Annotated in this window: 16 protein-coding genes and 1 tRNA gene; 1 reads left to right on the top strand and 16 read right to left on the bottom strand. The window is 61.5% G+C overall.

The genetic code is table 11. The features are described 5' to 3' along the window. Positions 1-45: 45 nt before the first annotated feature. The 7 genes from LPA34_RS17410 to LPA34_RS17380 form a co-directional block, all read right to left on the bottom strand. A tRNA-Thr gene (locus LPA34_RS17410) sits at positions 46-121 on the bottom strand. 19 nt (positions 122-140) lie between these two features. After that, complete coding sequence (locus LPA34_RS17405; protein ID WP_228980373.1) at positions 141-668, bottom strand: ClpXP protease specificity-enhancing factor; 528 nt, start codon at positions 666-668, stop codon at positions 141-143. An 86-nt stretch (positions 669-754) separates the two neighbouring features. Further along, complete coding sequence (locus LPA34_RS17400) at positions 755-1,366, bottom strand: glutathione S-transferase N-terminal domain-containing protein (RefSeq protein WP_090537322.1); 612 nt, start codon at positions 1,364-1,366, stop codon at positions 755-757. A gap of 92 nt (positions 1,367-1,458) precedes the next feature. Further along, positions 1,459-2,223, bottom strand: coding sequence for a cytochrome c1 (locus LPA34_RS17395; protein WP_228980372.1), 765 nt, complete (start codon positions 2,221-2,223; stop codon positions 1,459-1,461). A gap of 21 nt (positions 2,224-2,244) precedes the next feature. Next, positions 2,245-3,624, bottom strand: coding sequence for a cytochrome b (locus LPA34_RS17390; protein ID WP_228980371.1), 1,380 nt, complete (start codon positions 3,622-3,624; stop codon positions 2,245-2,247). Positions 3,625-3,626: 2 nt separating this feature from the next. Beyond that, complete coding sequence (gene petA, locus LPA34_RS17385; RefSeq protein WP_228980501.1) at positions 3,627-4,247, bottom strand: ubiquinol-cytochrome c reductase iron-sulfur subunit; 621 nt, start codon at positions 4,245-4,247, stop codon at positions 3,627-3,629. A gap of 217 nt (positions 4,248-4,464) precedes the next feature. Continuing rightward, a complete protein-coding gene (locus LPA34_RS17380; protein ID WP_228980370.1) occupies positions 4,465-5,214 on the bottom strand; it encodes a Nif3-like dinuclear metal center hexameric protein in 750 nt (249 codons plus the stop codon). 21 nt (positions 5,215-5,235) lie between these two features. Here LPA34_RS17380 and LPA34_RS17375 point away from each other — a divergent pair, with 21 nt between their 5' ends. Continuing rightward, entirely contained in the window at positions 5,236-6,459 is a 1,224-nt protein-coding gene (locus LPA34_RS17375) for a S1C family serine protease (RefSeq protein ID WP_228980368.1), read from the top strand. Between the two features lie 203 nt (positions 6,460-6,662). Here the strand turns inward: LPA34_RS17375 and tatC are convergent, their stop codons facing one another. From tatC to hisA, 9 genes are all read right to left on the bottom strand, one after another. Beyond that, positions 6,663-7,445: a twin-arginine translocase subunit TatC gene (gene tatC, locus LPA34_RS17370; RefSeq protein ID WP_228980366.1), complete on the bottom strand. Its 783-nt coding sequence runs from the start codon at positions 7,443-7,445 to the stop codon at positions 6,663-6,665. A 34-nt stretch (positions 7,446-7,479) separates the two neighbouring features. Further along, positions 7,480-8,007 carry a Sec-independent protein translocase protein TatB gene (tatB, locus tag LPA34_RS17365; RefSeq protein ID WP_228980364.1) on the bottom strand — a complete coding sequence of 176 codons (528 nt, stop codon included), beginning with the start codon at positions 8,005-8,007 and terminating at the stop codon, positions 7,480-7,482. Positions 8,008-8,044: 37 nt separating this feature from the next. Next, positions 8,045-8,281: a Sec-independent protein translocase subunit TatA gene (gene tatA, locus LPA34_RS17360; protein WP_228980361.1), complete on the bottom strand. Its 237-nt coding sequence runs from the start codon at positions 8,279-8,281 to the stop codon at positions 8,045-8,047. Positions 8,282-8,550: 269 nt separating this feature from the next. Further along, positions 8,551-8,919: a histidine triad nucleotide-binding protein gene (locus tag LPA34_RS17355; RefSeq protein WP_228980360.1), complete on the bottom strand. Its 369-nt coding sequence runs from the start codon at positions 8,917-8,919 to the stop codon at positions 8,551-8,553. A gap of 45 nt (positions 8,920-8,964) precedes the next feature. Beyond that, positions 8,965-9,360 (bottom strand): DUF4870 family protein, encoded by a 396-nt coding sequence (locus LPA34_RS17350; RefSeq protein WP_228980358.1) that lies wholly within the window; start codon positions 9,358-9,360, stop codon positions 8,965-8,967. A 96-nt stretch (positions 9,361-9,456) separates the two neighbouring features. Continuing rightward, entirely contained in the window at positions 9,457-9,840 is a 384-nt protein-coding gene (locus LPA34_RS17345) for a phosphoribosyl-ATP diphosphatase (RefSeq protein WP_228980356.1), read from the bottom strand. Next, positions 9,837-10,244, bottom strand: coding sequence for a phosphoribosyl-AMP cyclohydrolase (hisI, locus tag LPA34_RS17340; RefSeq protein ID WP_228980352.1), 408 nt, complete (start codon positions 10,242-10,244; stop codon positions 9,837-9,839). Before hisI ends, LPA34_RS17345 begins: the two co-directional genes overlap by 4 nt. Next, entirely contained in the window at positions 10,241-11,017 is a 777-nt protein-coding gene (hisF, locus tag LPA34_RS17335) for an imidazole glycerol phosphate synthase subunit HisF (RefSeq protein ID WP_228980349.1), read from the bottom strand. The genes hisI and hisF overlap by 4 nt, the downstream gene beginning before the upstream one ends. A gap of 137 nt (positions 11,018-11,154) precedes the next feature. Beyond that, positions 11,155-11,907 carry a 1-(5-phosphoribosyl)-5-[(5-phosphoribosylamino)methylideneamino]imidazole-4-carboxamide isomerase gene (gene hisA, locus LPA34_RS17330; RefSeq protein ID WP_228980347.1) on the bottom strand — a complete coding sequence of 251 codons (753 nt, stop codon included), beginning with the start codon at positions 11,905-11,907 and terminating at the stop codon, positions 11,155-11,157. Positions 11,908-12,013: the final 106 nt, after the last annotated feature.

The raw sequence follows: 12,013 nt of genomic DNA, 5'->3' as shown, positions 1-12,013 counted from the left end.
AACAAGAAGCCCAGTCGAACGACTGGGCTTCTTGTCTGAAACGATTGGTGCCCCCTGTCTGATTCGAACAGACCACCTCATGATTACAAGTCAAGTGCTCTACCAAATGAGCTAAGGGGGCATCGGACGGCGATTTTACTTCATTTCACGACCTTGAGGTGACCTCTGCCGCCACCTTTTGAGCCATCGTCGTCGGGTTTCGGTGCATCGCCGGCGTCGTCGGGCTTTTGCGCCGTCGAGGTATTGCGCGAACCGGCCGGAACGGCCGCTGGCGTACTGCCGCCGATCGTCACAGGTGCATCGACGGCCGCGCCTGCGTCATCTTCTTCGCTGGAATCCGCCGCTTCGCCACCCGGGGAATCGACCGGGAACGCCATGCCCTGCCCGTTCTCGCGCGCATAGATCGCAAGCACGTTCGCGATCGGCACTTCGATCCGGTGCGACTTCCCCGAAAACCGCGCGTTGAACTCGACAAGCTCATTGCCCATCTGCAACTGGCTCGTTGCCTCGAAGCTGATGTTCAGCACGATTTCGTTGTCGCGCACGAACTGGCGCGGAACGCGTGTCTGGTTGTCGACCCGTACCGCGATGTGCGGCGTGTAACCGTTATCCGTGCACCACTCGTACAGCGCGCGCAGCAGGTAAGGCTTCGTGGAAATCTCTTGCATCAACATTCCCCGTACCGGACGAAAGACGTCGCGTAATCAGTCGCAATCAGCACGACGGCGCGACGCTTTCACCCCCAGAACCAGACTCAACGACGCATCACCTTTTCCGAAGGTGTCAGCGCTTCGATATAGGCCGGACGGCTGAAAATGCGTTCGGCGTACTTCATCAGCGGTGCGGCGTTCTTCGACAGTTCGATGCCGTAGTGATCCAGACGCCACAACAGCGGCGCGATCGCCACGTCGAGCATCGAGAACTCTTCGCCGAGCATGTACTTGTTCTTGAGGAAGATCGGTGCGAGTTGCGTCAGACGGTCACGAATCGCGATACGCGCCTTTTCGTGATTTTTCTCGGCAGCCTTGCCCTTTTCGTTTTCCAGCGTGCCGACGTGCACGAACAGTTCCTTCTCGAAGTTGAGCAGGAACAGACGCGCGCGTGCACGTTGCACCGGATCAGCCGGCATCAGCTGCGGGTGCGGGAAGCGCTCGTCGATATACTCGTTGATGATGTTCGATTCGTACAGAATCAGGTCCCGTTCGACGAGGATCGGCACCTGACCATACGGATTCATCACCGCGATGTCTTCTGGCTTGTTGAACAGGTCGACGTCGCGAATCTCGAAGTCCATGCCCTTTTCGAACAACACCAGCCGGCAGCGCTGGGAGAAGGGACAAGTCGTGCCAGAGTACAGAACCATCATTTTTACATTTCCTCAAAAAGCTGAAGGGCCAGCGCGGAAAAAACCGCCTCGCGGTTTTTCCTTGCGCCGGCCCCACGCCGGTCACGGCGTGATTATTTGATATCTTTCCAGTACGCGGCGTTCAATCGCCAGGCGAAAAAGCTCAGGATGCCGAGGAACATCAGCACCCATACGCCCAGCCGTTTGCGCGTCTGCTGCGTGGGTTCGGACATCCACGACAGGTACGACACGAGGTCGGCAACAGCAGAATCATAATCTACTGCCGACATCGTCCCCGGCGTGACCTGCTGGTAGCCGACAAACTTGCGGATCTTTTCGCCCGTGTTTTCGTCGGTGTCGTCCTCGAACTTCGCGGTACGCTGGCCCTGAAGCTGCCACAACACGTGCGGCATGCTCACGTTGTCATACACCATATTGTTCCAGCCTGTCGGCCGTGTGTCATCGCGGTAGAAACTGCGCAGATACGTATACAACCAGTCCTTGCTGCGCGCCCGCGCTTCCACCGACAGATCCGGCGGTTGCGCCCCGAACCACGCTTTCGCGTCTTCAGGCCGCATCGCCACCGACATCGTGTTACCGACCTTGTCGGTCGTGAACAACAGGTTCTTCTCGATTTCCTTCTGCGAAATGCCCAGATCCTCCAGGCGGCTGTATCGCATCAGGTTCGCGCTATGGCAGTTCAGGCAATAGTTTACAAACAATTGCGCGCCATGCTGCAGGGAGGCGAAATTGTCCGCGTTATCGGGCGCGCGGTCGAGCGGGAAATTCTCGTCCGCGTGCGCCGGACTCACCATCAGCGCGAAGGCCATTGTCGAAGCGGCGCCGATCAGCGCAAGCGTCGAAAGCAGTTTTTTCATTGTGGGTTCTCCTGGCGCGCGTTAGTGAGGCTTGAACCGGACCCGTTCGGGCGGTTGTTTGAACCGTCCGAGCCGTGTCCAGAACGGCATGCCGAGGAAGAACGCAAAGTAGATCAGTGCGCAGATCTGCGCGATCAGCGTCGAGGCAGGCGATGGCGGCTTCGTCCCGAGGAAGCCCAACGTCAGAAACGCCAGCACGAAGATCCCGTAGAACACCTTGTGGAAGAACGGCCGGTAGCGGATCGATTTCACCGGCGACTGGTCGAGCCACGGCAGGAAGAACAGCGACACCACCGCCGTTCCCATCACCACGACGCCCCAGAACTTCGACTCGGTGAACGCCATCGCCAGAACCACCAGTACGGCGAGCACCGGCAGACCGAACTTCCACTTGCCGCGCGCGCGCACCAGCGCGAGCAGGCCCAGCAACGCGATCACGACCATCAGGACGATCTTGAACGGATCGGTCGTGGCGCGCAGCATCGCGTAGAACGCAGTGAAGTACCAGACCGGAGCGATTTCCGGCGGCGTCTGCAGCGGGTTCGCCGGGACGAAGTTATTCGCCTCGAGGAAGTAGCCACCCATTTCCGGCGCGAAAAAGATGATCGCGGCGAAGATTAACAGAAACACGGACACGCCCAGAAAATCGTGGACCGAGTAATACGGATGGAACGGGATGCCGTCGAGCGGTTTGCCGTCCGCGTCCTTCTTCGCCTTGATCTCGATGCCGTCCGGGTTGTTCGAGCCCACTTCATGCAGTGCCACGAGGTGAGCGACCACCAGTCCGAGCAGCACGAGCGGAATCGCGATCACGTGAAACGCGAAGAAGCGGTTCAGCGTGACGTCGGACACCACGTAATCGCCGCGAATCCACAGCGACAGATCCGGCCCGATAAACGGAATCGCCGAGAACAGGTTCACGATCACCTGCGCGCCCCAGAACGACATCTGGCCCCACGGCAGCAGGTAGCCGAAAAACGCTTCGGCCATCAGGCACAGGAAGATCGCGCAGCCGAAGATCCACACGAGTTCACGCGGCTTGCGGTACGAACCGTAGAGCAGCCCGCGAAACATATGCAGATACACGACGACGAAGAACAGCGACGCGCCTGTGGAATGCATGTAGCGGATCAGCCAGCCCCACGGCACCTCGCGCATGATGTACTCGACCGACGAGAACGCGAGCGTCGCGTCGGGCTTGTAGTTCATCGTGAGAAAAATGCCGGTGACGATCTGGTTCACCAGCACCAGCAGCGCAAGCGAGCCGAAGAAGTACCAGAAGTTGAAGTTCTTCGGTGCGTAGTACTCGGAGACGTGCTGTTTCCACGTCGAGGTCAGCGGAAAGCGGCGGTCGATCCAGCCGACCAGCCCGGTCGTCTCTACTTCTTTTTCGATCGCCATTTTTACGCTTCTCCTTTCTCGTCCTTGCCGATCACAAGCGAATTCGCCGACGTGAACATGTAGGGCGGAATGTCGAGATTCTGCGGAGCCGGTTTGTTCTTGAAGACGCGGCCGGCCATGTCATAGGTCGAGCCGTGGCACGGGCACAGGAAGCCGCCTGGCCAGTCGTCCGGAAGATTGGGCTGCGCGCCCTCCTGGAAGCGTGGCGTCGGCGTGCAGCCCAGATGGGTGCACACGGCGACGGCGACCAATATGTTCTTGCGGTCGGCGCGGGAGCGGAATTCGTTCTTGCAGTAGTCCGGCTCCGGCATCGAGAAGGGTTTCTTGCTGTCCGGGTCAGCGACTTCCTGATCGGCTTTCTTGACGTCGGCGAGCATCCTGTCGGTGCGGTTGATGATCCACACCGGCTTGCCCCGCCATGCCACGGTCATCATGTCGCCGGGCTTCAGGTTGCTGATATCGACTTCGACCGGGGCGCCTGCTGCCTTGGCCTTTTCAGATGGTGCAAACGAACTAACAAAGGGCACTACAGTGGCAACTCCTCCTACGCCACCTGCTACGGTCGTCGCAATCAGCCAGGTACGACGGCTGCCGTCGACGCGTTCATCTTCCTTGTCTCGCATCACACGCCCCACTTCTGAGTTGGATTTTTCCGTCAAGCCAGTTCTACCGCCGCTAGTTTGCTCGAATGGAGTCGGCATTTACAAGGGCCGAATACCAAAAAGCGTGCGAAGTCTTTGATAAATCAGGGTATCCCCGCACAAATCGCAAACATTTCTATGCGGTTTCTTAAGCGTTCCCTCCGTTATCCAGCCTTTTTGTTCACTAATCAGCGGAAAATCAGACTGGATTATGGACATCGATAAAGAGATGCTCGAGATCGAAGGTCTCGGACAGATGCGCACCGATCGCCTGGACGCCGAAGCGCTCGGTCGCGTGATGGCCCGCGGCGAGGAACGCGACGCCGCTTTCGGCCGCCGTGTGGGTGGTCGGTTCGGAGATTTCGCCGGTGAGGAAGACATCGGCGCCGGCGGCGATCGCCGCGTCGAAATAGCTTTGCGCGGCGCCCGTGCACCAGGCGACGCGGCGCAGTTCACGGTCCGGGTCGCCGAGGACGAGCGGCGTGCGGCCAAGCGTCTGCTCGACCTGCGCGGTGAAGTGGGCGAGCGTGATGGGCATCGGCAGCGTGCTCAGCCAGCCGAGGTTGGTGTCGCCGAAACGGGTTTCATCGGGGATCCAGCCCATTTTCACGCCCAGTTGCGCGTTATTGCCGAATTCCGGGTGGTCGTCGAGCGGCAGATGGTAGGCGAACAGGTTCAGGTCGTTCTGGATCAGCAGCTTGATGCGGCCATGTTTGCGGCCGGTGATCTGCGGCGCCTCGTTGCGCCAGAAGTAACCGTGATGGACGAAGACCGCGTCCGCGCCCCACTCGATTGCCGCCTCCAGAAAGGCCGCCGAGGCGGTCACGCCGGTCGCGATCTTTTTTACGCGACGCCGGCCTTCGACCTGCAGGCCATTGGGGCAATAGTCCTTGAACCTCGCGGTTTGCAGAAGATTGTTCAAGTACAATTCCAGTTCGATCCGATCCATATAAACCTCTAATATCTTCAGATGCTTAGACGCTTTTGGCTGTTCTTCGCCCAGGCGGTGACGGTACTGCTGGCGCTGATGTTCATCATTGCGACACTCAAGCCGCAATGGCTGCAGCGCCAGGGTCAGTTCGGCAAGCAACTCGCCGAACCGATCGTCGCCCTGCGCGAAGTGGCGCCAGGCATCGGCGGGGGTAGCGGCGCCGCGCAGGCTTCGTACGCCGACGCGGCGCACAAGGCCATGCCGGCGGTCGTCAACGTGTTCTCCAGCAAGGACGGCTCGCTTCCGCCCGACCCGCGCGCGAAAGATCCGCTCTTCCGCTACTTCTTCGGCGACAGGAACAACAACCGCAGGCAGCAGGAACAGCCGGCGGCCAATCTCGGCTCGGGCGTCATCGTGAGTCCGGAAGGTTACATTCTAACGAACCAGCACGTCGTGGACGGCGCGGATCAGATCGAAATCGCGCTCGCCGACGGTCGCACCACGAACGCGAAGGTCATTGGCGTCGATCCGGAGACGGATCTGGCCGTGCTCAAGGTCAACATGACCAATCTGCCGACGATCACGCTCGGCCGCATGGACCAGACGCGCGTCGGCGACGTGGTGCTCGCGATCGGCAACCCGTTCGGCGTCGGCCAGACGGTAACGATGGGCATCATCAGCGCGCTCGGGCGCAATCACCTCGGCATCAACACGTTCGAAAACTTCATCCAGACCGACGCGGCGATCAATCCGGGTAACTCGGGTGGCGCGCTGGTGGATGTGAACGGCAATCTGCTGGGCATCAATACCGCCATTTACTCGCGCTCGGGCGGCTCGCTCGGCATCGGGTTCGCGATTCCGGTTTCGACGGCGCGCAGCGTGCTGGAAAGCATCATCACGACGGGCTCGGTGACGCGCGGATGGATCGGCGTCGAGCCGCAGGACGTCACGCCGGAAATCGCCGAGTCGTTCGGGCTCCAGCAGGATTCGGGCGCGATCGTCGCGGGTGTGCTGCAGGGCGGACCCGCCGACAAGGCCGGCATCAAACCGGGCGACATTCTGGTGAGCGTGAACGGTGAGAACATCACGGACACGACGCGCCTCCTGAACGTGATCGCGCAGATCAAGCCGGGCACGAACGCGAAGGTTCATGTCGTGCGCAAGAATAAGGAACTGGATGTCGACGTGATGATCGGCAAACGCCCGCCGCCGCCGAAGCAGCCCGCGGACGACAGCGACGATCAGGGCAACGATGGCGGTTGAGCGACGACCGCCTGTGGCCGGGCCGGCCCGCATGGGCAGGCAGCGCGCGGGGCCCCACGCCTGAACGGACTTTCCCGGCCAGCAGGACCCGGCAAGGCATGTGGACGAAAGCAAAAAGGGGCAGCCACTGGCTGCCTTTTTGCTTTTCCGGCGCAATCCGGATCCCCGGCGTTACAGCGAGGACAGGACGCGAGCCTTGAACACTAGCTCGTCGGCGAGCTTTCCTCTTCCTTCACGACCGGCTGCTTGCCGACGATCAACCGCGCCGCGATGATCCCGGCTTCGTACAGGACGATCAGCGGAACCGCGAGAATCAGCTGCGAAAACACGTCCGGCGGCGTCACGACGGCCGAAACCACAAACGCGCCGACGATCACATACGGACGGATCTCCTTGAGCTTTTTGATCGACAGGATGCCCATGCGCACGAGCAGCACGACGACGATCGGCACCTCGAACGTCACGCCGAACGCGATGAACATCGTCAGCACGAAGCTCAGGTAATTGTCGATATCGGTGGTCATTTCCGCGCCGAGCGGCGCGTTGTAATGCGCCATCACGCGGAAAATCGTCGGAAATACGACGAAGTACGCAAACGCCATCCCGCACAGGAAGAGCACGTAGCTGCTGCCGACGAGCGGCGTCACCAGCTTCTTCTCATGCTGATAGAGCCCCGGTGCGACGAACGCCCAGATCTGGTACAGCACGAACGGCAGCGCGATCACCAGCGCGACGAGCATCGTCACCTTCATCGGCACGAAGAACGAGCCGGTGACGTCCGTGACGATCATCTTGCCGTCCTTGGGCAGGTTCTGCATCAGCGGACGCGCGAGCAGGCGGAAGATGTCTGGCGCCCAGTAGACCAGCCCGAGAAATACGACGATGACCGAGATACCCGCCCGGATGATGCGATCGCGTAATTCGACGAGATGCGAGATGAAGGTTTCTTCAGGGGCTTCGCCCTGGTTTTGCTGGGGGTCGCTCACGCCGGCCCTCGGTTGAAGTGTTTCGCTGGGGACATCAGAAGAAGCGCGTCGGACGGCGCAGGCTCACCGGCGTGTGCCGCGCGACGCGCGCCGCGCCCGACTGCACGCGCGTGCGACGCAAGGTGGCGCGCTTGTACCACGCCGGCGCCGCCGTCTGCTTGACGCGCCAGTTCTTGCGTTTGGGTGTGGATGTGATCGTGCTGCGCCATGACGTGCCGTCGGTGGAAGCAGCGTCGTATCCGGTCGCGCCGCCGGCAATGCTCGACGATACCGACGTGCCGGCGTTCCACGCGTCGTTCAGCTCGGATTCGTGCTTGCGCAGATTGTCGTGAATCGTGCTCTCGACGCCACTGGCAGCCGACTCGAACTCCGTCTTCATGCGGCGCAGTTCGTCCAGCTCGATCTCACGCGTGACTTCGGACTTCACGTCGTTGATATAACGCTGCGCGCGCCCGAACAGCGCGCCAGCCGTGCGTGCGACGCGCGGCAGGCGCTCCGGCCCGAGCACGACCAGCGCGACGACGCCGATCAGCGCCATCTTGGTTAGACCGAGGTCCAGCATGGGATGAGCTTTCCGTCAGTGCGGGGCTGCCGCGGATTTAGCGGGAGTCGCCGGAATGCGGCGCTTTTTCCTTCGCGTCGACATCGACGGTGCCCGCGCGCGGCAGTTCGCGCGCCTGCGCATCGGCGGGCGTTTCGGCTTCCTTCATGCCTTCCTTGAAACCCTTCACCGCGCCGCCCAGATCGGTACCGATGTTGCGCAGTTTCTTCGTGCCGAACACCAGCGCCACAATCAGCAACACGATCAGCCAGTGCCAAATACTCAACGAACCCATGAAAACTCTCCTTAACCCCGTCGCCGCTTCTGTACGCTCATCCGCGGCGAACACCGTCTGCCTTGCGGCATGATTCGAAGCGTTCGCGCCCCATGTCTACGATACCGCCGAAAACCGCCGGCAACACGTACGCTTCATTATGAATGGATCAACACGCCCGCGTTATTACATTGCAACATGTTGATCGCCACTTTTGCCCATCCGCCATTGTGCGCGGTCAAAATCCCGCCGCGCAGCGCGATTGCAGCCGCGCTTGCGCCGCACCGGCTTCACCCCATGCGCTGCCACGGGCGCGGCCCCGCCAGAATGTGCGCGTGCAGGTGATACACCTCCTGCCCGCCGCCAGGCCCGGTATTGATGACCGTGCGAAAGCCGGTTTCGCCGCCGGTGTACGCCACGCCCAGTTTGTCGGCGAGACGCGCGACCAGTACAAGCATTCTACCAAGCAGGGCTGAGTCTTCCTGCGTGCAGTTCGACAGCGTGTCGATGTGCTTGCGGGGAATGACGAGCACATGGGTTTCGGCCGCCGGACGGATATCGCGAAACGCGACGAATTCGTCGTCCTCGTGCACTTTGGTCGACGGAATATCGCCAGCGGCGATCTTGCAGAACAGGCAACTAGAAGTGTCGTGGCTCATGGTCTCAGTGAAACGCTGACGCGGGTGGCCTCAAGACAGATACAGTCAGAACCACGCGCGCGGATTCATCAATGGCTTGTTGTCGTACAGATAAAGCCAGCCTTTGATAATACGGTACAACATCCAGATCGCGACAGCCCACAGGATCGGCACGCCGATCAGCACGATGAAAAGCGCTATTCCGATCACGTGACCGAGCAAACCCCACCAGAAGGTGCGGATCTGCCAGTTGAAGTGCGCTTCGAAGGGCGTTCCGGCCACATCGGGTCGTTTTACATAGTTAATGATGATCGCGACCAGCGCGGTCAGACCGCCGGTCAGCCAGTAGATCGCGTAGAGGCCGTACAGGATATGCGTGAGCGTGCGAAGACTCCGCTGCCGATCGATTTCGGTCGTGCTCTGGTAAGACGGAGGCGGGTATCCGCCCTGCGACTGTTCCATCTCTGCGTCTCCTTCTCAGTCCAACTGGCCAGCGCCGGCAATACCGCACGCGTGCTGCGGGTCTGACCGCGCCCCGCCTGCGGCTCCGTTGCCGCCCTAGTCGCCGTTCTGCTCGCGCTCGCGGCTTTTCCGCAGTGCTTTTTCCTCGATGCCCGAGGTGCCTTCCCGACGCTCGAGTTCAGCGAGCACTTCCGCCGGGCCCAGATCGAAGTGCGACAGCATCACAAGGCAATGAAACCACAGATCGGCCACTTCGCCGACCAGCGCCGTCGGCGCGCCGCCGTGACGCGTGTCCTTGGCCGCGAGCACGACTTCGGTCGCTTCCTCGCCGATTTTCTTCAGCACCGCGTCGTCGCCCTTGTGGAAGAGGCGTGAGACATACGACGTATCCGGGTCGCCGCCCTTGCGGCTGTCGATGATGGCAGCGAGGCGCAACAGCGTATCGGTCGTCGTGGGAGAGGATTGCGTGGATTGCGTCATTTGTAGATGTGTTCGGGGTCTTTCAGCACCGGTTCGACGGCAACCCATTCGCCGTCGTCAGCGGAGCCTTCGAATTTCTGGAAAAAACACGAGTGGCGGCCGGTGTGGCAAGCGATGCCCGACACCTGCTCGACCTTCAGCAGCACGACGTCTTCGTCGCAGTCGAGCCGCACTTCGTGCACGTTCTGGACGTGGCCGGACTCCTCACCCTTGAACCACAGGCGCTGGCGCGAGCGCGAGAAATACACGGCACGACCCAGTTCGATGGTTTTGGCGAGCGCTTCGCGATTCATCCACGCGAACATCAGCACGTCGTTCGTCGTGGCTTCCTGCGCGATGACCGGCACGAGGCCGTTCGCGTCCCATTTGACCCTGTCCAGCCAGTTTTTCGCAGACGCGTTCACGTCAACCTCACCGAAATGCCCTGATCGGCCATGAAGCGCTTGGCTTCACCGACAGTGTGCTCGCCATAATGAAAGATGCTGGCGGCCAGCACGGCGTCCGCGTGGCCTTCCGTGATGCCGTCGGCCAGATGCTGCAGCGAGCCGACGCCGCCCGAAGCGATCACCGAAACCGGCACCGCGTCCGATACCGCGCGTGTGAGCGCCAGATCGAAGCCGCTTTTCGTGCCGTCGCGATCCATGCTGGTCAGCAGGATCTCGCCCGCACCGAATTCGGCCATCTTGCGGGCCCATTCGATCGCGTCGAGCCCGGTGGCCTTGCGCCCGCCGTGTGTGAACACTTCCCAGCGCGGCGCCTCGCCTTCCGCCGACACGCGCTTCGCGTCGATCGCGACGACGATGCACTGCGAGCCGTATTTGTCCGTCGCATCGCGCACGAGCTGCGGGTTCGCGACCGCCGACGAATTCATGCCAATCTTGTCCGCGCCCGCGTTGAGCAGCCGCCGCACGTCCTCGACCGCGCGCACGCCGCCGCCGACCGTCAGCGGAATGAACACCTGCGACGCGACCGCCTCGATGATCGGCAGGATCAGGTCGCGCTGATCGGAGGTCGCGGTGATGTCGAGGAAGGTGAGTTCGTCGGCGCCCTGATCGTCGTAGCGACGCGCGATTTCGACCGGGTCGCCCGCATCGCGCAGCTCGACAAAATTGACGCCCTTGACCACGCGTCCAGCCGTGACGTCGAGACAGGGGATGATGCGTTTAGCTAGAGCCATGATCTTGCAAATTCTTGCCAGTGTCGCTGATGAAGCCGCTCGCCCCGAGCGGCTGGGTGCCCCGTTGCCGGATGCCGCGGCCGCGTGTTTCCGCCGTCCGCGCAGGCAGCGGCGCACGAAAGACGACGCGCCGCGTTTCAGGCGTCGTCGGATTCGCGCAGCCGGTCTGCATGCGTCTGCGCGGCCGTGAAATCGAGGTCGCCCGAGTAGATCGCACGCCCGCAGATCACGCCTTCGATGCCCTCGCCTTCAACTTCGCACAGCGATTCGATATCGGTGAGATTCGACAGGCCGCCGCTTGCGATCACCGGAATCTTCACTGCGCGCGCGAGGCGCACCGTCGCTTCGATATTGATGCCCTGGAGCATGCCGTCGCGGCCGATATCGGTGTAGATGATCGATTCGCAGCCGTAGTCTTCGAACTTGCGGCCCAGATCCACCACTTCGTGGCCGGTCAGTTTGCTCCAGCCGTCGGTGGCGACCTTGCCGTCCTTCGCATCCAGCCCGACGATGATATGGCCGCCGAACGCCGTGCAGGCGTCCTGCAGGAAGCCCGGATTCTTCACGGCCGCCGTACCGATGATGACGTAGGACAGACCGTCGTCGAGATAGCGTTCAATCGTATTCAGGTCGCGGATACCGCCGCCCAGCTGGACGGGAATCTCGCCGCCGACTTCCTCGATGATCGCGCGGATCGCGTCTTCGTTTCGCGGCTTGCCGGCGAACGCGCCGTTCAGGTCGACGAGATGCAGGCGCCGCGCGCCACGGTCGACCCAATGTCGGGCCATCGCCGCCGGCTCTTCGGAGAAAATCGTCGCCTGGTCCATATCGCCTTGTTTGAGGCGTACACACTGACCGTCTTTCAGGTCGATGGCCGGAATCAGCAGCATAGCAATCGGGTGTTATCAGGGAAGAAGTGGAATGTCAGCACCGGCCTGCAGGCAGGCATCAGCGCCGTCTCGCTAGTTTAGTACAAGTCTTTCGGCGCCCTTGCCG

Source organism: Paraburkholderia gardini (assembly GCF_907164575.1).
Lineage (GTDB): Bacteria > Pseudomonadota > Gammaproteobacteria > Burkholderiales > Burkholderiaceae > Paraburkholderia > Paraburkholderia gardini.
The sequence above is the reverse complement of the archived record's forward strand: the minus strand, read 5'-3'. Positions and strand labels throughout refer to the sequence as shown.